Source organism: Terriglobales bacterium, assembly GCA_035567895.1.
In the GTDB taxonomy this organism is placed as follows: domain Bacteria; phylum Acidobacteriota; class Terriglobia; order Terriglobales; family Acidobacteriaceae; genus Gp1-AA112.
Genome location: DATMPC010000011.1, coordinates 174,538 through 200,099, shown reverse-complemented (window position 1 = coordinate 200,099; position 25,562 = coordinate 174,538). Strand labels below are relative to the sequence as shown.

Here is a 25,562-nt window from a genome sequence, read left to right as displayed (position 1 = left end):
GCCTTTAGAGCGGGTAAGCGGAGGTTTTCATGCTAAGATTCAGCTACTTTCCCCACCTGTACCGGGCCTCATGGAACTCCGCCGACAACTCAGGATTGCCTTCATCTTCCTTTTCATCGTTCTGGCGATCAGCGTAACCGGATACCGGCTTCTGGGCGGCCCCTCGGTCACACTTCTCGACGCGCTTTACATGGCGATCATCACGTTGTCGAGCGTCGGCTATACCGAGATCGTCGACACCTCCCACAACCCGATGCTCCGGGCATTCAACATCTTCGTGATCGTTTTCGGTGTGATGATCATGTTGTATGTGTTCTCGGTGGTGACCGCTTTCCTGGTGGAAGGCCAGATTACTGATTTTTTCTGGAGACGTAAGATGCTCAAGCGTATCAGCGAGCTGAAGGATCATTACATCGTCTGCGGACTGGGCGACACCGGCCGACATGCAGTCGAAGAATTGGCAAGAACTCACGCGCCCTATGTTGTGATTGAGAGCAATGAAGATCACATCAAGCGGATCGTAAACGACGAGAGCGGCTTCTACCGCGAGATGTTGTACGTAGTGGGTGACGCCACCGACGCCGATATGCTGGATCAGCTTGGTATTGATCGCGCCAAGGGCATGATCACCACGCTGGCCTCGGACAAAGAAAACCTCATCATCACGGTGCTGGCAAGACAAAAGAATCCTGACCTGCGTATTGTCGCGCGCTGCATCGATCAGAAGTTTGCTGAACGGCTGACCAAGGCCGGAGCCGACTCCACCGTTTCGCCGAACCAGATTGGCGGGATGCGGATCGCCAGCGAGGTGCTTCGTCCTCACGTGGTGAACTTCCTCGACCTCATGCTCAAGGACAAAAGCCGCACGTTGCGCATTGAGGAGATCGAAATCCCCGAGCACTCAACCTGGATTGGTAAGCCAGTCGCGGATCTGCATCTGCGGGGCAGCTATAACCTGTTGCCGCTTGCAATTAAGGATGCATACCACGACGGCAAGAAACATGGCTTCTGGGTAAATCCTCCGGAGAACATTACCTGCCATGCGGGACTGGTGCTGATCGTGCTTGGTGATGCCAAGGACGTCTGCAGCGCGCGGGAGCATGCCGCCAGCCTCGTCCGGTTTGTCACCACCTAGCTCTTTGTTAGATTAGTAGGATATTTCCATGACGTGGACCGAAACATTTCACTGCGAGATCTGCGGCAAGCAGAAAGGCAGTGTTGACCACTGGTGGCTTGCCTGGACCGAGCGTTATCGGCCATTCGAGGACTTCTCCCGAACGCCCGCTGTTGAAGATCTATCCCTGGGAAAATATGAGCGCACATGACGCAGACGTGAAGCACTTGTGCGGACAAGCCTGCGTTCAAACTATGGTTGCCCGTTGGATGAACGCTAGTGTCGGAGTCACGCACCCCATGAGCTCGGCAAAGCGAGCGTGAGCGCTCCCTCTCTCTAACCGACTAGACCGACGAATTTCCCCGACTTAAGCTCGCATTGTCGGTTATATTTCTTTAGCCGAACCCGAGGATATCCACTCAATGCCTGCAACTTCTGGAACCACGTCTGTTCAAGCTGTCAGCGCTCCCCAGCAAAGCACGAATTATCGCGCGATGGCCATGGTGACCACCCTCTTCTTCATGTGGGGATTTCTCACCTGCCTGAACGACATCCTGATTCCTCATCTGAAGAGCATCTTCGATTTGAATTATGCGGAAGTAATGCTGGTGCAATTCGCCTTCTTCTCGGCGTACTTCGTCTTTTCGTTTCCCTCGGGCAAGATCATCGACTTCTTCGGATACAAGAAAGCGATGGTCGCGGGTCTGCTGACGATGGGAATCGGCGCCTTCATGTTTGTTCCTGCGGCAGCGGTTCCCTCATTTCCGTTGTTTCTCGCCGCTCTGATTACCCTCGCAGCAGGCATGACGATTCTTCAAACGTCCGCCAACCCTTACGTTGCTGTGCTGGGACCGCCACGAACGGCGTCCAGCAGACTGAACCTTACGCAGGCGTTTAATTCACTTGGAACGACATTAGCGCCAACCTTCGGCAGCAAATTGATTCTTGGCGCCGTGGCAGCACCGGTAGCGATTGAAGTTCTCCGGACAATGGATTCGGAGACGCTGCGTGCCTATCGCGTCTCACAGGCGGCCTCTGTAAAAGGGCCTTACATCGGGCTCGCGATCGCGCTCTTCGTACTCGCGATCATCATCGCTTTTTTCAAACTACCCAGGATTGAATCCGCTGAAGCGCACGGAGTGGTTCACGACTCAATTTGGCGGTACCGGCACTTGGTTCTCGGTGCAGTTGCGATTTTTGTCTACGTGGGTGCCGAGGTCTCGATTGGCAGCTTTCTGACGAACTACTTCAACCGCTCAGATATTGGCGGACTGAGCCTGAAAGACGCCGCTGACATGCTGAAGTATTACTGGGGCGGAGCGATGGTAGGCCGCTTCGTAGGGTCCGCGCTGTTGCAGAAAATCAGCACCGGAACCCTGCTGGGATTCAATGCCATCGTTGCTTGTTTACTGGTAATGGCGTCCATGCTCACCTTCGGACATTTCGCAATGTGGACGATTTTGCTGGTTGGCCTCTTCAACTCCATCATGTTTCCGAGCATTTTCACTCTAGGGGTCGATGGACTCGGCCCTCTCACCGGAGACGGCTCCGCGCTGCTGATCGCCGCAATCGTGGGCGGGGCCATCATCCCCGAGTTACAGGGCCTGCTAGCAGATCGGATTGGAATTCATCACGCGTTCATTCTGCCGGCAATCTGCTACCTGTACATCGCGTACTACGGATTTAGAGGTTCGAGACACGCAGCCATCCAAGTGCAAGCGTAGAGGAAGAGAAGCAGCCGCGGCAGGGTTGTCCAAATTAACTTTGTCAGGGAAGAGCTAATTCTGGTCAGCTCTGCAGCTTGCTGGCGTCTCTACCAAGACAAATTAGGCTTGCGGAAACGCTGGCGGTGCTATTTCGGGAATTGCAAGGACGTTTGGCGCTACCCACGCTGGTTTCGCTGCCTGCCGTGGAGCGATAAACCGGAACAACCTACTGCACTCCAGCCAAGTAACAAGTAATTGCTGTGCCCACGCGCTCTCGGTGAGTAAGGCGTGAACGCGCACGAGCATCTCCAATTGATAAAGTTGCGCGTTAGAAGGAATGCCGAGCTCAACCGACTCCGTATTCACGCGAGTCTCTGTAAGGTTGGCAGGGTCAAAGACATAGGCCTTCCCACCAGTCATACCTGCCGCGAAGTTGCATCCGATGTCTCCAAGTACGACGACGCAACCACCAGTCATGTATTCGCAACCGTGGTCGCCTAATCCTTCAACAACCGCGACTGCTCCGGAGTTCCGAACTGCAAAGCGCTCCCCGGCACGTCCAGCGGCGAAGAGACGTCCCGACGTGGCGCCATAGAGAGCCACGTTACCGAGAATCACATTCTCGTTGGAAGCGGCCACTGCCGCTCCGCGAGGTTTCAGGATGAGCGCACCGCCAGAGAGGCCCTTGCCGACGTAATCGTTCGCTTCGCCCTCGAGTGTGAGTTCCATTCCTTCGACACAAAACGCTCCGAAGGATTGGCCGGCAGCTCCACGGAACAGGAGACGCACTTCGCTGCTGTTCAATCCGCGTGCGCCGAACTGACGCATCAGCTCGCCGGCAATGGCCGTACCCGCTGACCGGTCCTGATTCCGAATCTGGAACTCGCGATCGAAGCTCTGGCCGCGGCGAACACTCGCGGTAATCTCTTCGGCTAGCTGCAGCCCGAAAGCGTCATGATCGGATGGCCGGTTGTTTCGGAAAGTCATGCAGCGAGGGGCATCGCCCTCGCTCTTGTACAGCAATTGCGATAGCTCCAGCGGTCCGTCACTTGAGATCTGTTGCAGCAAGTCACATCGTCCAACAGCATCGGCAAGAGAGCGCAGGCCGAGTTGCGCAAGCAGTCTTCGCACGTCCTCGGCAATCCGCAGGAAGTAGGTGACTACGTGCTCAGGCTTTCCGCGGAATTTGGCGCGCAGTTCAGGACGCTGTGTAGCAATACCAGTCGGGCAAGTGTCTAGATGACACTGACGGGCCATATCGCACCCGAGCGCGACCAGAGCAGCCGTGCCAAAAGCGAACTCCTCCGCTCCCAGGAGAGCGGCGATTACAACATCGCGTGCCGTGCGCAGACCACCGTCGACTCGCAAGCGAACGCGGCTGCGGAGTCCGTTACGCATCAGCGTCTGCTGCGTTTCGGCCAGCCCGAGTTCCCATGGTGCGCCTGCGTGCTTAATACTGCTCAGTGGCGATGCTCCGGTCCCTCCGGAGTGTCCAGATACGACGATGTAGTCGGCATAGGCTTTGGCAACGCCTGAGGCCACGGTGCCAATTCCGGCCTCAGATACTAACTTCACACCCACGCGAGCAGTTGGATTTACTTGTTTAAGATCGTGAATGAGCTGCGCCAGGTCTTCGATGCTGTAGATGTCGTGGTGAGGGGGAGGGCTAATCAACGACATGCCAAGCTGAGCATGGCGTAACCGCGCGATGAGTTCGGTCACTTTGGCGGCTGGAAGTTGCCCGCCTTCTCCAGGCTTGGAGCCTTGGGCGATCTTGATCTCCAACTCCTCAGCCTGCACGAGGTACTCTGTAGTCACACCGAAACGGCCGGAAGCCACTTGCTTGACCTTGTTGTTTGCGCCGGGCTGCGAACGATAGATTTCTGGGTCTTCTCCACCCTCGCCGGTATTCGATTTGCCGCCGAGCAGATTCATGGCCTGCGACAACGTGCGATGCGCCTCCGGGCTGATGGAGCCCAGGGACATCGCGCTCGTGACGAAGCGGCGCGCGATTTGATCCGCTGGTTCGACCTCCGCTACTGCCAGCGGATCTGAAGCTGAGGAGAACTCGAGCAGATCGCGCAGGTTGTGCGGCTTCGGCGTCTCGGCCTGATTCAGGAAGTCATTCCATGCGATTTCGCCCGGTGCGATATCAGACTTACGGGCTACGCCCACGGCGGCTTGCATCGCCCGCACCACAGGCGGCGCCCAACCATGTTGGTCGGCATTATCCGCTTTGCGATAGCGCACGGAGCCGTAGTCCTGAAGGACGTTGAATTCTTTCTCGCTACCACTGTTTCGCTGTGCTCGGCGCACCAGCTCATGCTGAATGCTCTCGAATCCAATTTTTCCGAGAAGATTGGGAGTGCCTGCGAAGCAAGCTTCAACGATCTGGTCGTCGAAGCCAATGGTTTGGAAGAATTGTCCGCCCCGATAGCTGGCCACGTCAGAGATGCCCAGCTTGGACATTACCTTCTTTAAGCCATTTGCCAGCGCTTCCGATAGTTTTTGGGGAGACTCGCAGCTACGCAGCGCCAGCCATGGACAAACCGCTCCCGCGCCGTAGCCGATCAGCACCGCTATATGGTGGACGTCCCAGGCGTCGCCGGTTTCCGCGACTAAATCGCAGCTCATGCGCAAACCAGCTTTGATCAGTCGATGGTGCACCGCCCCCATCGCGAGAGCCATTGGGATTGGCAGCTCAGTAGGACCTGCATTCCGGTCCGACAGGATCAGCAATTCGACGCCGTTGGACGAAGCTTGTTCCGCCGCCCCGCAAAGATCCGAGATCGATTGCCGCAGATCGCCCGAAGTTCGAAGCGTGCACTGGAGTTCCGCAGTCTTGACGAATGACTGAACGCGAATGCCCTGAAGCTCCGACTCGCTGAGCACTGGGGAGGCGAAATTCAGCAGTGTCGCGCTTCGGTCCTCTTCCTTTTCAGCGCAGCACGACGGCTTGCGTCCCAACACAGTGCGCAAGGACATCATCAAGTCTTCCCGCAATGGGTCTATAGGCGGGTTCGTCACCTGTGCGAATCGCTGTCGAAAGTAGCTATAGGTTGAGCGTGGGACGTGAGCGAGCGCGGAGACCGGAGTATCGTCACCCATGGACCAGACAGGTTCCTTACCGTCCCGTGACATGGGACCGATAACCAATTTGAGATCTTCGCGCGTATAGCCGTACAGAGCCTGTAAATGCTCGTTCGGAATCGGCTCAATCGGCGCCGATACGGTAGGTACGCTCAGCAAGCGCGAGTTCCGTTTTGGGTTCACCTTCAGAAGATGATGCTTGATTCCGTCGGCATCGAGAATCATGTGCTCGTCGAGATCGACGACCAGCATCTGCCCTGGACCCAGTCGCCCTTTCACGCGAACGCATTCCTCGTCTAGATCGAAGAGGCCAACCTCAGACCCGGCGACGACGAATCCATCGTTTGTAACGGCGTAGCGCATCGGGCGAAGGCCGTTGCGGTCGAGCGCGGCTCCCACATAACGTCCATCAGTGAACGCCAGAGCGGCTGGACCGTCCCAAGGCTCCATCAAGGAGGAATGTTCCCTATAGAATCCGGCGAGGTCGTGAAACGCCGGATGTGCTTGCCACGCGGGAACAACAAGCATCGCGATGCTGTGCAGCAGATCGCGTCCGCCGCGGAGCAACATCTCGGCGGTTTCATCCAGATGGCAGGAATCGGAACCGCCTTCGCGTAGCAGTGGCAAGAAGTCTGGCGGCAAGTGATTCTCGCGAGCCTTCATCCACGTGCGGTTCGCGCCGATGGTGTTGATCTCGCCGTTATGAGCGAGCAAACGAAACGGCTGCGCCAGCCACCAGGAGGGATGCGTGTTCGTCGCGTAGCGCTGATGGAAGACGACGAAGGCGGTCTCGAAATTGGGATCCTGAAGATCCAGATAGAACTCGCGCAGGTGCGCGCCAGTACAGAGAGCCTTGTAGACAATGGTCTTCGCCGATAGTGAGGCGATATAGGTATTCAGGTTCGCTCGTTCGAATGTCTTGCGGGCACGGTGCAGCCTAGTCTCGAGCTCTTCAACCCGCATGGCGAAGTGCGGAACGATGAGTGCCTGCCGGATGACAGGCATAGAAGCCAGCGCGGTCTCTCCAAGCGCTTCTTCGTTGACTGGCACATCACGCCAGCAGAGCAACTCCAATTGCTCTTGTTTCAAAGCGGAACTTAGGATCTCTTCGCTGACTGAAAGTTCTTCCAGGCTGCCAAAGATCATTCCCGCAGCAAGAGAATGGTCATCTCTGATCTGCAACCCACGTTCGCGTAAGAAGGCCCGAAATAGCCCGTGCGGCAGGCCCGCGGTAATGCCAGCTCCGTCTCCGCTGCGTCCGTCGGCGGCGATAGCGCCCCGATGTGCAAGACGCGAGAGAGCTTCGAGTCCCATCCGGAGCATGTCAAAAGAGGGCATGCTGGAGATTCGCGTAATGAAACCTACGCCGCAGGAGTCGTGCTCGAACCGGGGATCGTACAAGCCTTGCTGCACATTTGCCGCCTTACCAGAAGTTTCACAGGGTGACACTGCGCCCGAGATTACTGTTCAGGTGTATAGCCACTTGACTCGAGGTTCCAATCGAAACTTCGGATAGCGTGCATCAGGAAAGCCAATGAGCAACTTGGCAGCTTTGCTCAGGCTTATATTGTTGACTTCTTCATAAGCGACATTTATAGTTCCAGTCCATCGAAGCAGTCGGAACAGTTCCATGAAAAGCATCGCGAACATAGGCACAAAGAACGTAGGTTTCAGTGGAGCTGAGGTTTTGTCTGTCGTCGCGGTCGTTCGAATTTCCGTGCTTACACCCGTCCTTTTGCGGGAAGCAACGGGATGATGGCCTAAAGAAGCAGCAAAGTTCGAGGCCATCATCCAGCAGATGATGGCCTCAAGTGTTTTGGGAGAGTTCAAGGTTTTGTGATGAACGAGCGCAAGAGAAACAGCGCAGCGATCACCGAAGGGCCAAGCAGGGCTCCGGCTCGCGCGATGCTCAAGGCTGTGGGATTCACTGATGAAGACCTGCGCCGTCCGATCATCGGCATTGCTAACACGTGGACCGAAATTGGTCCGTGCAACTTCCACCTGCGCGATTTGGCGGCTGAGGTGAAACGCGGCGTACGCGAGGCCGGCGGGACTCCGATGGAGTTCAATACCGTCTCCATCTCCGATGGCATCACGATGGGCGCGGAGGGCATGCGAACATCGCTAGTCAGCCGTGAGGTCATTGCCGATTCCATTGAGCTGGTTGCGCGCGGGAATCACTTCGACGGCCTCGTGGTCTTGGTTGGTTGCGACAAGACCATTCCCGGTGCGGTAATGGCGATTGCGAGACTGAATCTTCCATCAGTCGTTCTGTATGGCGGCTCCATCGCTCCCGGATCTTTTCGCGGGAAGAATGTCACGATTCAGGATGTTTTCGAAGCGGTTGGCGCTCACAGCCGCGGCAAGCTGGCGGATTCGGACCTGAAGGAGATCGAGGACAAGGCTTGTCCTGGCGCGGGAGCCTGTGGGGGCCAATTTACCGCAAACACCATGGCGATGGTGTGCGAGTTTCTAGGAGTCGCTGCGATGGGCAGCGGAGGCGTTCCCGCAACTCACCCGTCCAAGATGCGGCAGGCGCAGGCGACCGGGCGCCTCGTGATGGAACTTGTGGGGGCACAGCGTCTGCCGAAACAAATCCTTACACGAGGTGCGTTTGAGAATGCCGTGGCCAGTGTTGCAGCCACCGGCGGATCGACGAATGCAGTGTTACACCTGCTCGCGATTGCACACACTTCCGGTGTAGCGTTTAGGATCGATGACTTCCAGCGCATCAGCTCGCGCGTCCCACTTATCGCAGACCTCAAACCCGGCGGGAGGTTCGTAGCTACTGATCTGTTTGAAGCCGGCGGTACTCGGCTGGTCGCTCAGCGGCTGCTCGCCGCTGGTCTATTGCATGCCGATGCGCTGACCGTGACCGGCAAGTCGATCGGAGAAGAGGCGAAGTCCGCGGTCGAGACACCAGACCAGGAAGTGGTTCGTCCGGCAAACAATCCACTGAAACCGACTGGCGGACTGGTAATTCTGAAAGGCAATCTCGCGCCCGAAGGCTGCGTGCTGAAGGTCGCAGGTCACGATTTTCAACATCACGCAGGACCAGCACGCGTCTTCGACAGCGAAGAGCAGGCATTTGCTGCCGTGCAAGGCGGCCGGATCAAAGCAGGCGATGTCGTAGTGATCCGCTATGAAGGACCAAGAGGTGGTCCAGGGATGCGCGAGATGCTCGCGGTTACCGCCGCTCTTGTCGGAGCAGGGCTGGGTGATTCTGTCGCGCTGCTCACCGATGGACGATTCTCTGGTGCAACTCACGGGCTGATGGCTGGCCATGTCGCTCCGGAAGCGATGAGCGGCGGACCGATCGCCGCCGTCTGTGAAGGAGACGTAATCGTCTTCGATCTCAAAAAGCGCGAGTTACGCGTGGAAGTTTCCGATTCCGAATTGAAACAGCGGCTGGCATCCTGGAAGCCACCCCAGCCCCGATATGGAACGGGTGTAATGGCGAAGTATGCCAACCAAGTGTCGTCAGCCTCGCTCGGGGCCGTAACGATTTAGGCGGAGGAGATGAAGGAACGATGAAGACCGGTGCGCAAATCCTGTGGGAGTGCTTGATCGGAGAGGGAGTGAAGCACGTCTTTGGATACCCGGGCGGCGCAATCCTTCCAGCTTACGATGCGCTTTGCGGATACCCAGAGATTCACCACGTTCTCGTTCGCCACGAGCAAGGCGCAACCCATATGGCAGACGGATACGCGCGCGCGGGAGGCGGAGTCGGGGTTGCAATCGCGACATCTGGTCCAGGCGCTACCAACATGGTGACCGGCATCGCCACTGCCATGATGGATTCCTCACCCGTCGTCTGCATTACGGGGCAAGTAGGCAGCAAATTCCTCGGCACCGACGCATTTCAGGAAACCGACATCACTGGCATCACGCTGCCGATCACGAAACACAATTATCTGGTGAAGCGCGCGGAAGACGTGGCTCCCACGTTGCGCGCGGCGTTCCATCTGGCCCGTAGCGGCCGTCCCGGTCCGGTCTTGGTAGATATCACGAAGGACGCCCAACAATCGTCATGCGAGTTCGATCGCACAGCCTACACTCCGCCTGCTGTAACAGAAGGCAAGCAAAGCTTCGACGCTGACCAATATGCCGCTGCCATTGAAATGATCAACGCAGCGGAGCAACCAGTGATTCTCGCCGGTCACGGAGTCCTGCTTTCGAACGCGATGGACGAGCTTCGCGAGTTTGCTGAGCGCGCCTCAGTTCCCATTGCGATGACGCTGCTCGGTATCGGAGGCTTCCCGGCGTCCCATCCTCTCAATCTCGGAATGATGGGCATGCATGGCGAAGCGTGGGTAAACCATGCCATTCAGGAAGCCGATCTGCTTCTGGCTTTCGGCATGCGCTTTGACGATCGCGTAACCGGCACACTCAAGACGTATGCGCCACGAGCAAAGAAGATTCACGTCGAGATCGACCCGGCGGAGATCAACAAGAATGTTCGCGTTGACATCGCTCTGGTCGGAGATCTGCGCCAGGTTCTTACCCAGATGATTCCTGATTTGGCGCGTGCAGACCGGCAACGATGGTTGCACTACATTGACGAGCTCAAGGGGGATTCTGCTGTCCGTGACATTCAGAAGTTGCCGGATAGCGGTCACCTTTACGCCGCGCATGTGATCCATGATCTGTGGCGCGAGACCAATGGCAACTCCATCGTGGTCACCGACGTAGGCCAGCACCAGATGTGGGAGGCGCAGTATTACAAGCACGAGCAGCCGCGTTCATTGATCACATCCGGCGGTCTTGGCACTATGGGATTCGCGTTGCCCGCGGCGATTGGTGCGAAGTTTGCACGGCCCGATGCGGAGGTCTGGGTGGTCGCCGGCGATGGCGGATTCCAGATGACGATGCCGGAACTCGCCACGGCAGCGCAGGAGGAGCTCGACCTGAATATCGCTGTGATCAACAACGGGTATCTGGGCATGGTGCGGCAGTGGCAGGAGTTTTTCTATGACCGTCGCTATTCCGCAACGCCGCTGCTGAGTCCTGATTTCGCAAAAGTCGCGGAGGCTTTCGGATTGCTTGGGATTACGGCACGCAGTCGAGAGCAGGTTGGACCTGCGATTCGCGAAGCGCGCCGCCGCCGCGGCACTGCGTTGATCAATTTCATGGTGGAACAGGAAGACTCTGTGTTTCCAATGGTGCCCAGCGGAGCAGCTCTGCACCAGATGATTCGCCGTCCAAATCCACTAGTAGAGACCGCGGCATCGGAGGCGTGAGCATGGTACGCACATTTATCGTCTACGTTGCCGATCATCCTGGCGTTCTGAACCGCGTTTCGTCACTGTTCCGGCGGCGAGGGTACAACATCGAGTCGTTAACGGTTGGACACACGCATCTGCCGGAGATTTCGCGAATGACGGTAGTCGTCGCAATCGATGCTCAGGGAGCCCCCCTGGTGGAAGCCAACTTGTACAAGCTGCCCGAAGTGCTTCATGTCCATGACATCTCGTCGGTTCCGTCGCTGCACCGCGAATTAGTAATCGTGAAAGTGGCTGCCTCTCAGGAAGTGCGGCCAGAAGTGATGCGCGTGGTCGACGCATTCCGCGCCAGAGTTCTTGAAGTCTCCGCCGAGTCACTCGTCATAGAGGCCACCGGTCCCGAAGACGCGATCGACAGCTTGCTCGAGGGGGTGCGTCCGTACGGCATTCTCGAAATGACTCGTACAGGGCGCGTCGCCATGACCCGGGGAAGTGCACCTGTCTTCGCTCCCGGGACAGGGTCGTCCAAGGGCGCTGCACCATTGTGGAACTCGGATCACCTCAGCATATTGCGTAACTGTTCTTAGGAAAGGAAGTCTCAATGGCAACGATTTATTACGAAAACTCGGCAGATTTGGCACTCATCAAGAACAAGAACGTAGCTGTTTTCGGCTACGGGTCACAGGGGCATGCACATGCGCTGAATCTTCGCGACAGCGGAGTTCAGGTTCGGATTGCGCTGGAACTCCAGAGTCGTTCGCGATCCAAGGCGCGCGAAGCGGGCTTTGAGGTCCTGGTTCCAAAGGACGCGGCCGTGTGGGGCGACGTTTTGGTGGTGCTGGTACCCGACACGGTCCAGCCAAAGCTCTATCAGGAGGCCATTGCGCCTGCACTCTCGGCAGGCAAAACGCTCCTGTTTGCACACGGCTTCAACATCCACTTCAAGACCATCGAACCCCCTGCGGCCGTCGATGTAATCATGATCGCGCCAAAGTCTCCGGGCCACCGCGTGCGTGAAGTCTTCGCGGAAGGTGGCGGCACGCCGGGACTCCTGGCAGTCCATCAGGATGCGAGCGGCAAGGCCAAGTCTCTGGCTCTCTCCTATGCCAAAGGGATCGGCTGCACGCGTGCCGGTGTAATTGAGACGACCTTTGCCGAAGAAACAGAAACCGACCTCTTTGGTGAACAAGCGGTGTTGTGCGGCGGTGTGAGCGCGCTGATCAAAGCCGGATTTGAAACGTTAGTAGAAGCCGGATATCAGCCGGAGATCGCATATTTCGAGTGCATGCATGAACTCAAATTAATTGTCGATCTCATGTATCGGGGTGGACTCAACTTCATGCGTTATTCCGTGAGCGACACTGCGGAATATGGTGATTACACCGGAGGACCGAAAGTCGTAACCGCCGAGACCTACGCCGCCCTAAGACGAATGCTCGCCGATGTCCGCAGCGGCGATTTCGCGCGACAGTGGATTGCCGAAAACGAAAAAGGACGACCCTGGTTCAATCAGGTTCGCAGCCGGGAGCGCGAACACTTGATTGAGCAGGTAGGAGCGAAGTTACGTTCGATGATGCCATTCGTTAATCCTGTGACGATCGGTCCAGATCAAACCGAGACTCGATCACAGGCGGACGAAACCAAGGATGAAAAGAAGGCTGTAGCAGTCTAGAAGGGTGACCCACCATGGCAGTCTATGACATGAACAAGATGCGGCCCGATTACTTGACACGCGAGTATCGGCGTAAAGTAGCTACCGGAGAGAGCCTGACACTCGCGCGCTTGGAAGCCAAGCAAGGATCGGTAACCAGACCTCACTGCCACGATCAGGAAGAAGTGATTTTCCTGCTGAAAGGCTCGTGGCGCTTCCAGTTACCGACCGGGCCGGTGACGCTGCTACCAAATCAGGTCTTGACTATCCCACGCGGTGTCGAGCATTCGTCGGAAGTGCTGGAGGATGTAATAGCAATCGACGTATGCACCCCACAGCGTAAGGACTGGATCACAGGCGAAGATCGCGGATTACATTCGGATCAGGACGAGAGTCTGTGGGCAGTCTAGACAACGAGCCGCGGTGAAAGCGCGCCGGTCTTCTCGTAAAAGTCCCGACTGGAAACCGGGGCCTCGGTCAGGGCCCATGATACCGTTTCGGGAATCGTCTCTACAGCTTGTACTTCTTCGCGAGATGGCGGAACGAACGGTACGAGAGCCTCAACAACTCCGCAGCACGAGTCTGAACGCCGCCTGACTGCCGCAGCGCCGACTGCAACATCGAGCGCTCTAGATCGGCAACGTAGGCTTCCATATCGATTCCCTCGGCGGGCACGCCTAGAGAATCTCCAGGTGAAGCCCCCAATGCGGCCGCTGCGATGCGCGCCTTGGAACGCTCTTCTGGCGCTGCAACGTTCAGCACTTCCCCAGTCTCCATGGCCACACCACGTTCAACGGTGTTCTCGAGTTGACGAACGTTGCCCGGCCAATCATAAGCCAGGAGCCTTTCAATGGACTCATGGGAGATGCGCAAGATGTTCTTCCCCGCGGCAGGTGCGTAGCGCTTCAGGAAGTGGTTGGCGAGCAAAGGAATGTCTTCCTCGCGAGATCGCAGAGGAGGGACGTCGATGGGAATGACTGAGATTCGATAGTAGAGATCCTCGCGGAAAGCTTTTTCCTCGACCATCTGTTGCAAATCCCGGTTGGTTGCCGCAATTACGCGAACATCGATTGGAATTTCCGATGTTCCCCCTACAGGACGAATTGTCCGCTCCTGCAAGGCACGTAGCAACTTCACCTGCATCGCGAGGCTCATCTCTGCTATCTCGTCGAGAAAGATGGTTCCCCCGCCGGCGACTTCAAAGAGCCCTTGCTTGTTTTGAGTAGCGCCGGTAAACGCGCCTTTCATGTAGCCGAAGAGTTCGGTTTCGAGAAGCGTTTCTGGGAACGCTCCACAATTAACCGAGACAAAGGGCTGTCCGTCTCGCTGTGAACATGCATGAACTGCACGCGCGACCAATTCCTTTCCGGTTCCACTTTCGCCGTGAATCAGAATAGTACTGCCCGTGGACGCAACCGTACGGATCGTTTCTTTCAGCGTATTAACCGCGGGGCTGCATCCGATGATGTTGTCGAGTGAATTGCGGCTGGCTGCGTCCCGGCGGAAGGCCTGATTCTGTCGACGCAGTTCAATAACCTCTGCGGCCCGGCCAATCGAGACCCTTACTTCGTCAACGAGGGCGTTAGGAGTTTTTTGTATGTAGTCGAAAGCGCCTGACTTCACGGCCTGCACGGCAGAATCGAAATCACCGGCCGCGGTGATGAGCACAACGGCAGACTCCGGTGATAGGCGATGTGCATGCTTCAGTACCTCGATGCCGTCGATCTTAGGCATTCTAATGTCAGTGACGATCACATCGTAGCGAGCGCCTTCCATCTTGCGAATCGCGAGCTCGCCAGAGTTTACCGTCTCGACCTTGTGTCCTTCTTTACGGAGTGCAATCTCGAGCAGTTCGCGAATCGAACGCTCGTCGTCACACACTAAAACGTTAGCCATTCACTCTCTCCGATACAGCCATCGAGGCACGCACTCTCTTCTCCGCAAGCGTCAGGGCTCTCGGAAGCGCCTGAGCTTGTGGAATCTCCACTACGAATTCAGCACCTTCTCCTGGCGTGGAGATCGCATACACACGCCCTTTGTGCGCCTGAACGATCTGATACACGAGGGCTAGTCCTAGTCCGGTGCCGCCCTCAAAGTTCGACTGGAACGGTTCAAAAACCTTTTCGAGTTGTTCTGGTGGCAAGCCAACGCCACTGTCCTTGAAAGATAGCGCCCAATTGCTGCCGCGCGCCCTGAGACTTACTTTGAGGGAACCTCCATTGGGCATCGCCCGAAATGCGTTATCGCACAAATTCCAGAAGACCTGCTTGAGGCGGTCAGTGTCAACCATTGACAAGGCTTCACGGACCTCGAAGTTGCGAACCAACCGGTACTCGGCAGTATCACGCGATGGCCGGTTTTCCATAAGCCGCAAGGTGTCGTCCAGTAAAAGCAGCAGGTCGTGTTGCGCGAACTTGTAGTTCTTCTCACGAGAGTACGAAAGAAAGTCAGAGATGATGTTGTTCAACCGCTCTGACTCGCGACGCACGATGTCGACCAAGACTTGCTGTTCTTCATTCAACGTCGCCATCGTCGAGAGTACTTGAACCGAGCCTGCGATCGACGAGAGAGGATTACGAATTTCGTGAGCAATGCCTGCTGCGAGGCGTCCGATAGCGGCAAGACGATCGCGCTGGCGAATCTCGTTTTCCAGTCGCCGTACCTCTGTGAGGTCCGCGAAGGTGTAAACAAAGCCTACGACTTCACCATCGTGAATCGTGAGGGGCGTCACAGTGAGACCAAAGATCTTTTCTCCATCTGGAGTGGCAGCACGCAACTCGTCCTGCACCGGGTAAGAGTCCGCTTCAGGCATCGGATCAATGAAGACTGATGAGATGTGAGTGCCCAGCATGTCACTCAATGTGCGCCCAAGAAAATTCAGACCTGGCTGGTTCACCAGACTGATGTGCCCTTCGAGATCGGTTGTGATTAGCCCGCCACGCATTGAATGCAGAATGTTCTCCTGCATCACTTGCAGATCTTGAAGCTCGTCACTCTTCACGTGTAGCTCGACGCCCACCTGTCGCAGCTTCGCGCTTAGATTGCTCGCGAGATATGCAATCGCCATGTATGCGAAAAAGTTGACGCCGACGACAAGCTGTACCGACTTTAAGTCTGGGCGGGAGACCGAAAACGATCGAATGATCTGGTAGAACGAGAGATCAAGGATTGCGCCGAACGCGATAAAGGAAAACGCCGCGGTCAGATACGCCCACCAACGCGGCAGCAGAATGCTGGCGACAATGATTACAAGCGGGTAGAGGAAGTTGAAGGAAGTATCAATTCCGCCGGTGATGTAGATAACTGCGGTCGTCAGAGCGAGATCGCTGATGACCTGAATGCGCGCTTGCAACTTGTAATCTTCCCAGACCGACTGCAGCAGCAGGAAGAAGACTCCGACGGTATACCACAACAGGATGAGGCTGACGAACGCCCACTCCGAGACATTCGTGTGAGTGAGCCGAATAATGGCGAGTCCGATGCCCAGCAGGAAGGTGATGATGATGATCCTCACCTTCACCAGCCAGCTTAACCACGTTCGTTCGTCGAAGGTACGCATGTGGAGTTTAAGAATGAACGATCGAGGGGCCGTGGCTATGCACAGATTTTCTGCCCAAACAGAACAACAAAATCTCGGGCAGAGACGGGTTCTTCCCGCCTCTGCCCTAAGTTGACTAGCCTGAAAGCTTCGCGATCATAGAGAAGAGCGGCATATACAGTGAGATGACGATGCCGCCGACTGCGACGCCCAGGAAAGCGATCATCAGCGGTTCCAGCATTGTCAGCAAATCCTTCGTGGCCGCATCCACCTCATCCTCATAGAAGTCTGCGATCTTCTGCAGCATATTGTCCATCGCACCAGTCGCTTCACCGACGCCGATCATCTGCGTCACCATGTTTGGGAATACACCGCATTCTTTCAGCGGATCAACGATGGTACGTCCCTCCTCGATTGCCTTACGAACTTTTAACAACGCCTCTTCAAGAACCGCGTTGCCAGACGTACGCGCAGTAATCGAAAGTCCTTCGAGGATGGGCACGCCGGAAGTGATCAGGGTACCGAGGGTTCGCGTAAATCGGGCGACTGCAATTTTGCGTAGTAGCGCTCCGACGACAGGTAATTTGAGCAGAAGATTATCAGTGATGTACTTGCCTTTTTTATCCTTTCGCACTTGCTTGATGCCAAAAATCGCGGCGATCAGACCTACGATCGCAACCCACCAGAAGTTCTGCACAAACTGGCTGAAGCTAATCACGATTCGTGTTGGTAGTGGCAGATCTACGCCCAGTCCTGCGAAAAGTTTCTCAAAAATTGGAACGACGAACTTGAGCAGCGCGCCCACGACTAATACCGCGATGCTGATAACCGACACGGGGTAGATCAAAGCTGACTTTACTGCTGACTTCAGTTTTACGGCCTTCTCCACATAAGTAGCCAAACGCTGAAGAATGACGTCGAGAATACCGCCAGTTTCCCCAGCCTCGACCATGTTCGTGGTCAGGTCATCAAATACCTTCGGGTATTGGCGCATCGCATTGGCGAGAGTCGAGCCACCTTCTACCGTCACCCGAACTCCAGTGAGCGACTTCTGGAAAGCCGGGTTCTCCTGATTAGCCGCCAGGATTTCGAGGCATTGCACGAGGGGCAAGCCGGCGTCAATCATTACCGAAAACTGCCGGAAGAATATGGCGATGTCCTTGACTGGGACCTTGCCGGAACCGAGCGTGGGAAGCGTGAACTCCTTGCCTTTTTCCTTGACAACAATGTTGGCAATGCGCTCTTTGCGCAAGTTCGCCTGGAGCACCTGCTTGTTCGTAGCCTCCCGCTCACCGGCGACTTTGGTTCCGGAAGCATCGACTCCTGAGAATTTATAGATCGGCATCGCTATCTCCTGCGTTTCGTTTCACCAGGCCTAACTCCTGGTCAATTTGTTATTTGCGTCCTGCGGCCGGAGCTGCCTTTGCGCCCACCGCCGCCTGACCGCGATTAATCATCTCCTGCAGCTCGTCAGGCATTGACGAACGCAGCAGGGCCGTCTCGAGTGAAATCTGCTTGCTGAAATACAAGCTCGCCAACGACTGGTTGAACGTTTGCATTCCGTACTTATCCTGACCAGACTGCATGGCCGAATAAATCTGGTGAATCTTGTCTTCGCGGATCAGGTTGCGGACTGCCGCATTCGGGACGAGAATTTCCATCGCACAGGCTCGTCCCTGACCGCCGATCTTCGACAATAGTGATTGGCAAAGAACACCCTCGAGCACGAGCGATAGCTGGGCCCGAATCTGGGATTGCTGGTGCGACGGGAAAACGTCGATTACACGGTTAATCGTGGAAGCGGCCGAGTTCGTGTGCAAGGTGCCGAAAGTGAGGTGGCCCGTCTCGGCGATGCGCAGCGCGGACTCAATCGTTTCAAGGTCGCGCATCTCACCGATCAGTACAACATCCGGGTCTTCACGAAGCGCGGCACGCAGAGCGTCGCTGAATGACTTCGTATCCGAGTGCACTTCGCGCTGATTTACCAGGCAATTCTTGTTCTGGTGAACGAACTCAATCGGGTCTTCGATCGTGATGATGTGATCGTGACGCTCGGTGTTGATCTTGTCGATCATGGCTGCAAGCGTCGTCGACTTTCCAGAACCTGTAGGGCCCGTAACTAGGATGAGTCCCCGGGGCTTCTCGCATAGCTTAGCCACGATCGGGGGAAGATTGAGCTGCTGAAACGACCTGATCTCGAACGGGATCACACGAAAAACAGCGCCTGTAGCACCACGCTGATTGAAAAGATTGCCGCGGAAGCGTGCCAGTCCCTTCAAACCGAATGAGAAATCGAGTTCGAGATTCTCTTCAAAGCGGTGCTTCTGCGCGTCCGTCAACACGCTATAGGCCAGTTGTTTGGTTTCTGATGGCGTAAGCATGGGCATATCCAGCGGCTGAAGGTGCCCGTGTACTCGCACCTGCGGTGGGGAGTTTGTGGAGATATGCAGGTCGCTTCCGCTCATCTCCAACATCTTCTTTAACAAATCGCTTAGCGTCGCAGTCATTCGTTCCTCTGTTCGAGCTCTGCCTCGATAGGTTTGTTCCTTACTGCGCGAAATTCAATTCGCGCGAGCTAGCCGCTGCTACTTTTAGTGCACGGTTTCGCGAGCAACCTCTTCCATCGTGGTGACACCATCCGCCACCTTTCGCAAGCCGCTGCCGCGAAGCGTAATCATGCCGCGCTCCATCGCCTTCTTCTTCAATTCCACGGCAGATGCGCCGACCAGAATCAACTCGCGAATCTCGTCGTCGATCACCATTACTTCGTAAAGGCCGGCGCGTCCTTTGTATCCACTGTTGTTGCAAACCGAGCAACCCTTCCCCTTCGATACTTTTGCGGTCTTCAGTTGCTCGGGCGTGAAGCCGGCATCAAGTAAAGCCTGCGGATTCATCTCCACCGGCTCGATGCAATTAGCGCAAATGCGACGGATGAGTCGCTGGGCGACAATCAGGTGCACGGCGGTCGCAACCAGGAAAGGCTCAATGCCCATGTTCATCAGTCGGCTGATGGTTTCGGGAGCGCCGTTCGTATGCAACGTCGAGAGTACCAGGTGGCCAGTGAGAGCTGCCTTAATGGCAATTTCCGCAGTCTCGAAGTCACGAATCTCGCCCACCAGAATCGTGTTGGGATCCTGACGCAAGAAAGCTCGCAGGGCAGCAGCGAAGTTCAGTCCAATCGCTTCCTTCATCTGCACTTGGTTCACACCAGCAAGCTGAAACTCGACCGGATCCTCCGCGGTCATGATGTTCGTGTCAGGCTTGTTGAGAAGTGAAATCGCGGAGTAGAGCGTGTTGGTTTTGCCAGAACCGGTGGGACCGGTCACCAGCACCATGCCATAAGGCTTCAGTACAGCCTTCTGAAACTTCTCGAGCGACTCCGGCTCGAAGCCAAGCTTAGTCATATCGAGACGCAAGTTCTCTTTATCGAGCAGACGAAGAACGATCTTCTCGCCCCAGAGCGTCGGCAGGCAGTTCACGCGAAAGTCGAGCTGCTTTTTGCGACCATTGAGGTTCATCTTCAGCATGATGCGTCCGTCTTGTGGCAGGCGCTTCTCGCTGATATCAAGCTTCGACATGATCTTGATACGCGAAGTGATTGCATCCTTCAGCTTCAACGGAGGCTGCATGATGTTCTGCAGCACACCGTCAATACGAAACCGAACTCGATACTCCCTCTCGTAGGGCTCAATGTGAATATCGCTGGCACCTCGCTTTACCGCGTCGGTAAGGATCAGGTTTACTAGCTTTACAATCGGCGCTTCTTCTGCGCTCTTCTCCAGGTCAGAGGCGTTTAGCTCTTCGGCGTCGGCCTGCAGCTCAAGTTCGGCCTCCTCGCCCATTGAGTTGATGATGTCGTCCAGATTCTCCTGCTCCGCCTCGGGCAGCGCGTAAGCCTGCTCGATGCGGTCCATGATGGCGCTCTCGGACGCGACGACTGGTTCAATGTTGAACCCGGTCATGAACTTGATATCGTCCATGGCGAAGACGTTGGTCGGGTCCACCATTGCGATGGTGAGCGATGCGCCGACTCGGCTGAGCGGAAGAATCTGATGCTTGCGCGCGGTTTCCTGCGGAATGAGCTTTATGACATTAGGATCGATTTCGAAAAACTGCAGATTGATGGCAGGAACGCCGTACTGCCGGCTGAGAAAGTTTGTGACTTCCTCGTCCGTCAGCAAACCCATCTTGACGAGTACCGACCCAAGTCGGCCGCCACTTTCCTTTTGCTTCCTGAGCGCTTGTGTCAGTTGGTCATGGTTAATGACCTTTTCCCGCACCAGCAGATCGCCCAGTCGTTGAGACATACGTTCGCTTCCCCGGGGACCGGATTGATTCCGGTCTCAGCATTTCCCAAAATTGAATGGGCCACGCGACAGCAACTGCACAGTTTCGGCTGATCGTCGCACGCTCTCGCGCAACGAATACCTTCACAGATTCGGTAATTAGCCGCAGAATGTGAGAGGTGACATTTATTGTCAACGCAGAAAGACTGCAAACGGAAGAAGGAAAACTACTTAGTTACTAAGGACATACACCATCGTTATGCCTGCGTGAATGCGGGCGATCAGTTCGAAATTCAAAAACAAAAACCGGTCTTTGGAAGACCGGTTTCCGGCTCTCAACTTTAAGACGCCTACGGGAGCAGTTTTGATAATCCGGGAAGCGTTTTCGTGATGTCGTTGAAGATCACCATCGCGGCGAACAGGACCAGGAAGACGAACGCAGCTTGATAGATTCGTTCCTTGATGTGCAAACTGATGTCGCGCCGCATCAAGCCCTCGATGAGCAAGAGCAGGATCACGCCGCCGTCGAGGATCGGAATCGGAAACAGGTTGAAGATTCCGAGATTGAGACTGATACCAGCCATCAGAAGAAGAAGCGGAGTCCATCCGGGCTCGCGAGCGGCTTCGCCCGATACCTTCGCGATATCGATAGGCCCGCTCATCATTTTTACAGAGACCTTGCGCTGCACCATCTTCTCGACGAGTTCAACCAGCAAGAATGCATACTTCTTGTTCGTCTCGATCGATCGGTTCAGTGCTTGCACGAACGTCAGCCTGTCAATGTGCTGCCGCACTCCGGGCGAAAATCCTATCCGGTAGCGTTGTGCGCCTTCCCCATTTGGAGCGAGCACTGGAGTCATTTGGTATTTGTTCGGCTTGCCATCGTGCAAAACGGTCATCTCAACCGGCTTGCCTTTGTCCTGCTGCAGGTAGTGAGTCAACTCTCCAATTGAGTGCAGCGCGGTCCCGTTGATCGCGAGTATCTCGTCTCCCTTGCGGATGCCAGCCTTATACGCAGGCATGTTCTCTTCCATCGCCTCTACTGTGATTCCGGCAGCAGGCTCAAGACCAGCTTCTCCGGCCCGGCTCGGACCATAAATGTCGGGCGTGAGTGTCGTGGAGATAGTCTGGTCCCCACGTTTCAGAGTGATTGGGAGCGCCTGTTGTGGGCTAATCGTGATCTTGGCTTTGGTGTCTTCCCACAGAGGGTTCGAGACGCCGTCGATCTGCGTGATCATATCGCCCGGCTTCAGGCCTGCCTTTGCAGCAGGAGAGTTCTCCTCTACCCATCCGACCTGTGTTGGCTGGTCGAGATACCAGTCGTGCGAGTAGTGAAACATGAACACGCCAGTCACGATTCCGACCGCTAAAAGAATGTTCATCATGGGGCCAGCTACGGCAATCAGCAGCCTTTGCCAGCGCGGATGCGAGACAAATTCGCCCGGATCTCCCGTGCGAGCGTCCATCGGATTCTCGCCGGCCATCTTGACGTAGCCCCCTAACGGTAGAGCGCTAACCCGATAATCGGTATCGCCGCGCCGGAAGCCGAACAAGCGCTTCCCGAATCCCAGGGAGAACACGTCAACGCGAACGCCGCACAGCTTCGCTACAGCATAGTGGCCGAACTCATGCACCAGGATCATTACCCCGAGCACGAACGCGACCGCCACGACCGCATACGCGGTACTTACAAGAAAATTGGTCAAAGATTGCATCTTGTGATTTCAGTGATTCCAATGGGCCGAAGCTTAATGAGTGTACACCCCCAAAGCAGGGACGGACGGCCTTTCCAGCCCTGTTACCTCAGCAGCAAAGGCCCTTGCTTCGGCATCAATCTGTAGCACTTTCTTAATAGATTCAGGATGCGCCGGAGTAGTTTCGTCCAGCACCCTTTTTATTGTCTTGGGAATGCCCTCAAAGCCGATCACGCCATCCAAAAATGCTGCAACCGCAACCTCGTCAGCTGCATTGAGAGCAATCGCCTTGGCTCCCCCCGCCTGAGCAGCCTCGTACGCCAGGTTCAGGCAAGGGAATTTCTCCGTATCCGGTTGGGAGAAATCGAGCTTCTTCAAACTCGTTAAATCGAACTTCAACTCTGATTCCAGCCGCTCTGGATAAGTGAGGGCATACAGGATCGGAAGCCGCATGTCGGTCACGGACAGTTGAGCAAGGATGCTGCCGTCGCGGAATTCCACTAAAGAGTGAATCGTCGACTGCGGATGGACGATCACCTTAACCCGGTCAGGCGGCAGATTGAAGAGCCGGCAGGCTTCGATGACTTCAAAGCCCTTGTTCATCAAAGTTGCTGAATCGATGGTGATGCGCTTTCCCATCTTCCACGTGGGATGATTCAGCGCCTGCTGCACCGTGATACGGCTGAATTCGGATTTCGGCGTATTCAGAAATGGACCGCCCGATGCGGTAAGCCACACCGCCGTTACTTCATCAAGAGTGCCGCCACGCATGCATTGATGGACGGCATTGTGTTCACTATCAATCGGGAGAAGGGGTTTGCCCTGGCGACGCGCTTCCGCGGTGATTAACTCTCCCGCGGCTACGAGGCATTCTTTGTTGGCTAAGCCAACCCATTTTCCTGCTCGTACCGCTTCGAATGTGGCTTCCAGACCCGCCACGCCAACGATAGCACTCACTACGAAATTTGCATCGGCGTGGGTCGCAACCTGAACCGCGCCAGTTGCTCCAGAGCAAACTGGAATCCGTACACCAGACGCCTCAAGCCTGCTTTGCAGCTCTGCCGCACGTTCCTCTGTGGCCATGGAGACCAGCTTGGGTCTCCACCTGCAACATTGGTCAAGAGCAACATCAACGTTGCTACCGGCCGCTAACGAGGTCACGCTGAAGCGTTGCGGATAGGCTTCGACGATTTTCAGCGTGCTCATGCCGATCGAGCCAGTCGAACCGAGAATGGCTATCCGGCGCTTGGAATCGGGAGAAGCTTCCAGCAGAGAAGCTGGGTTGAGAGAATTACTCACGTCTTAGAAATGAACTAGGCGGAAAGAAGAATAGTACCACAGCACAGGGGATGCCAGCAGCAGAGCATCCACTCGATCGAGGACGCCGCCATGTCCTGGAAGCAGTTTCCCGGAATCTTTAATGTCGGCACCGCGCTTCATCATCGACTCCACTAGATCCCCAAACTGAGCGGCGATGTTGATTGAAGCTGAAACCAAGATTGCCATCCAGATCGCATTGGGCTCGGGAGTTGGTCTTCCCGACAGAACACTTTGCCCAGCAAGCAATTTCCAGTCGTACAGCCGCTCTGCAATGGGACGGTTATAAACCAGAATTAAGCCTCCGACGATCATACTTCCGATTATCGAGGCGGCTGTGCCCTCCCATGATTTTCCGGGACTAATCCGCGGCGCCAGGCGATGTCGCCCAATCGCGCGCCCTACGTAGTACGCGAAAATATCGCCCGCCCATACGACCAACAGCAAATAGAAAACCGCCAAGGCTCCATCTGGAATCAGTCCGCGCGTGAATAGCAGGAACCCCAGAGTGATCCCGATATAGGGAACAGCAAGAAATGAGACGGCTGCAGAGGGAAGTGCTTGCCGCAGGTCTTCTGTTTTCAGCGCAGCTACCAGCAATACGAACGGCGTGAGGCTTACGAGGACGAGAAGGCTTTCGTACTGAACAAAAGGATCGCGCAGCATTTGCCATCCGCTGGATCCGGTGGGACGCAATCCTCGAATGGCGATCGAGAGATAGTATTCGCCGAGCACGGCTAATACCGCGATGTACGTCAGCGTTCGCTGCGGCTTCAGATTGTGACCCGCAGCAATGTCTAAGTACTCCGCTAGGCAGAGCAGGGCCAAGATGGCAATAATGACTGCATAAAGCCAAAACGGCGCCTTGAAAACTGCCAGTACCACAAGCGGAATGAGGATGATTGCCGTAAGAACGCGCTGCATTGGATGGATTAAATCATCCCGCGCAGGGAGGCGAAAGTGCTTGATCAGTGTCTACTTGTGCGCGACGGCGATGTCGATCAACGGGTGGTCGCGTCCAGCACCGTTGCGGGACGCTCGCGTTCCGTGTCCGTTGGAAGGAGTGCTGAGTCCGCCATAACGTCGATCACGACGCTGGTAGTCGGCGATAGCCTCGAGAAGGTCAACGCCTTCGAAATCCGGCCATAATTTGCCAGTTACATAGATTTCGGCATACGCGATCTGCCACAGCAGAAAGTTGCTTACGCGCAATTCGCCGCTGGTGCGAATCACCAAATCAGGATCGGGCAAGGCGCCGTATAGGTGGCGACTCACAATATCTTCAGTAATGTCCAGGTGATCGATGCCGCCGTTATTCTTCGCTGCAGTGATGATCGACCGGAAGGCATCCACGATCTCGGCGCGTGCGCCGTAGTTCAGCGCAAGAGTCAAAACCATACTGGTGTTGCCGGCCGTCGCCTCTTCCGCCCACTTCAAACGTTCCTGGACACTTTCCGGCAACTCGTGAATGCGACCGATGTACGTGAGTCGTACATTGTTTCGATTGAGGCGCGGAACTTCCTGCTTCAAATACTGGCGCAACAACTGCATCAAAAAATCGACTTCAGTGCGTGGGCGGCGCTTCCAGTTCTCGGCGGAGAATGCATAAAGCGTTAGGTAGGACAAGCCGATCCGTGCCGCTGTCTCAACGACACCGCGCACCGTTTGGACGCCACTGCGGTGTCCGACAAACCGAGGCAGATGTCGCCGGTTTGCCCACCGCCCATTACCATCCATGATGATGGCGATGTGTTGCGGCACCAGGGCCGGATCAAGACGCGAATAGATCGCGCGCTCCTTCGCTGAGAGCTCATCGACGTTGCCACTGTTTTGTTGCAAGTGCTTCATGGCGCAAAGTAGTACGTTATCACAAGGTGTAAACCGATGTCATGGCCTGGTTAGCCCTTGAGCCAATTTTGTCATTCTGTGACTACTTGCCAGTCC

The 25,562-nt window shown here is 55.9% G+C and carries 18 protein-coding genes; 8 read left to right on the top strand and 10 right to left on the bottom strand.

Features of this window, described 5'->3' with window-relative positions:
• Window positions 1–70 precede the first annotated feature (70 nt).
• The 3 genes from VNX88_03325 (at window position 71) to VNX88_03315 (ending at window position 2,838) form a co-directional block, all read left to right on the top strand.
• The gene (locus tag VNX88_03325) at window positions 71–1,135 is read left to right on the top strand and encodes a potassium channel protein (protein ID HWY67667.1); all 1,065 of its coding nucleotides are present in this window, start codon (window positions 71–73) and stop codon (window positions 1,133–1,135) included.
• Window positions 1,136–1,163: 28 nt separating this feature from the next.
• Window positions 1,164–1,325 carry a hypothetical protein gene (locus VNX88_03320; protein HWY67666.1) on the top strand — a complete coding sequence of 54 codons (162 nt, stop codon included), beginning with the start codon at window positions 1,164–1,166 and terminating at the stop codon, window positions 1,323–1,325.
• Between the two features lie 211 nt (window positions 1,326–1,536).
• Window positions 1,537–2,838, top strand: coding sequence for a sugar MFS transporter (locus VNX88_03315; GenBank protein HWY67665.1), 1,302 nt, complete (start codon window positions 1,537–1,539; stop codon window positions 2,836–2,838).
• Between the two features lie 102 nt (window positions 2,839–2,940).
• Here VNX88_03315 and gltB read toward each other — a convergent pair whose 3' ends face one another.
• Complete coding sequence (gltB, locus tag VNX88_03310; GenBank protein HWY67664.1) at window positions 2,941–7,323, bottom strand: glutamate synthase large subunit; 4,383 nt, start codon at window positions 7,321–7,323, stop codon at window positions 2,941–2,943.
• Window positions 7,324–7,749: 426 nt separating this feature from the next.
• Between gltB and ilvD the strand changes: the two genes are divergently transcribed.
• Genes ilvD through VNX88_03285 form a run of 5 tightly spaced genes read left to right on the top strand, consistent with a single transcriptional unit; the run spans window position 7,750 to window position 13,193 of the window.
• Window positions 7,750–9,420 carry a dihydroxy-acid dehydratase gene (ilvD, locus tag VNX88_03305; GenBank protein ID HWY67663.1) on the top strand — a complete coding sequence of 557 codons (1,671 nt, stop codon included), beginning with the start codon at window positions 7,750–7,752 and terminating at the stop codon, window positions 9,418–9,420.
• Window positions 9,421–9,440: 20 nt separating this feature from the next.
• Entirely contained in the window at window positions 9,441–11,150 is a 1,710-nt protein-coding gene (ilvB, locus tag VNX88_03300) for a biosynthetic-type acetolactate synthase large subunit (GenBank protein ID HWY67662.1), read from the top strand.
• A 2-nt stretch (window positions 11,151–11,152) separates the two neighbouring features.
• Window positions 11,153–11,719 carry an acetolactate synthase small subunit gene (gene ilvN / locus VNX88_03295; protein ID HWY67661.1) on the top strand — a complete coding sequence of 189 codons (567 nt, stop codon included), beginning with the start codon at window positions 11,153–11,155 and terminating at the stop codon, window positions 11,717–11,719.
• A gap of 14 nt (window positions 11,720–11,733) precedes the next feature.
• A complete protein-coding gene (ilvC, locus tag VNX88_03290) occupies window positions 11,734–12,804 on the top strand; it encodes a ketol-acid reductoisomerase (protein ID HWY67660.1) in 1,071 nt (356 codons plus the stop codon).
• Window positions 12,805–12,818: 14 nt separating this feature from the next.
• Entirely contained in the window at window positions 12,819–13,193 is a 375-nt protein-coding gene (locus VNX88_03285; protein ID HWY67659.1) for a cupin domain-containing protein, read from the top strand.
• 100 nt (window positions 13,194–13,293) lie between these two features.
• On the opposite strand, the gene VNX88_03280 is transcribed toward VNX88_03285, so the two are convergent.
• From VNX88_03280 to VNX88_03240, 9 genes are all read right to left on the bottom strand, one after another.
• A complete protein-coding gene (locus tag VNX88_03280; protein ID HWY67658.1) occupies window positions 13,294–14,679 on the bottom strand; it encodes a sigma-54 dependent transcriptional regulator in 1,386 nt (461 codons plus the stop codon).
• Entirely contained in the window at window positions 14,672–16,342 is a 1,671-nt protein-coding gene (locus VNX88_03275; GenBank protein HWY67657.1) for an ATP-binding protein, read from the bottom strand. The genes VNX88_03280 and VNX88_03275 overlap by 8 nt, the downstream gene beginning before the upstream one ends.
• 115 nt (window positions 16,343–16,457) lie before the next feature.
• Window positions 16,458–17,666 (bottom strand): type II secretion system F family protein, encoded by a 1,209-nt coding sequence (locus tag VNX88_03270; GenBank protein ID HWY67656.1) that lies wholly within the window; start codon window positions 17,664–17,666, stop codon window positions 16,458–16,460.
• A 49-nt stretch (window positions 17,667–17,715) separates the two neighbouring features.
• Window positions 17,716–18,828 carry a type IV pilus twitching motility protein PilT gene (locus tag VNX88_03265; GenBank protein ID HWY67655.1) on the bottom strand — a complete coding sequence of 371 codons (1,113 nt, stop codon included), beginning with the start codon at window positions 18,826–18,828 and terminating at the stop codon, window positions 17,716–17,718.
• Window positions 18,829–18,912: 84 nt separating this feature from the next.
• Complete coding sequence (gene pilB, locus VNX88_03260) at window positions 18,913–20,628, bottom strand: type IV-A pilus assembly ATPase PilB (GenBank protein HWY67654.1); 1,716 nt, start codon at window positions 20,626–20,628, stop codon at window positions 18,913–18,915.
• 329 nt (window positions 20,629–20,957) lie between these two features.
• Entirely contained in the window at window positions 20,958–22,322 is a 1,365-nt protein-coding gene (gene rseP, locus VNX88_03255; GenBank protein ID HWY67653.1) for an RIP metalloprotease RseP, read from the bottom strand.
• 33 nt (window positions 22,323–22,355) lie between these two features.
• Complete coding sequence (locus VNX88_03250) at window positions 22,356–23,600, bottom strand: 1-deoxy-D-xylulose-5-phosphate reductoisomerase (protein HWY67652.1); 1,245 nt, start codon at window positions 23,598–23,600, stop codon at window positions 22,356–22,358.
• 3 nt (window positions 23,601–23,603) lie between these two features.
• Window positions 23,604–24,542: a phosphatidate cytidylyltransferase gene (locus VNX88_03245; protein ID HWY67651.1), complete on the bottom strand. Its 939-nt coding sequence runs from the start codon at window positions 24,540–24,542 to the stop codon at window positions 23,604–23,606.
• Between the two features lie 51 nt (window positions 24,543–24,593).
• On the bottom strand, window positions 24,594–25,466 hold the full coding sequence (locus VNX88_03240; GenBank protein ID HWY67650.1) for an isoprenyl transferase: 873 nt from the start codon (window positions 25,464–25,466) through the stop codon (window positions 24,594–24,596).
• Window positions 25,467–25,562: the final 96 nt, after the last annotated feature.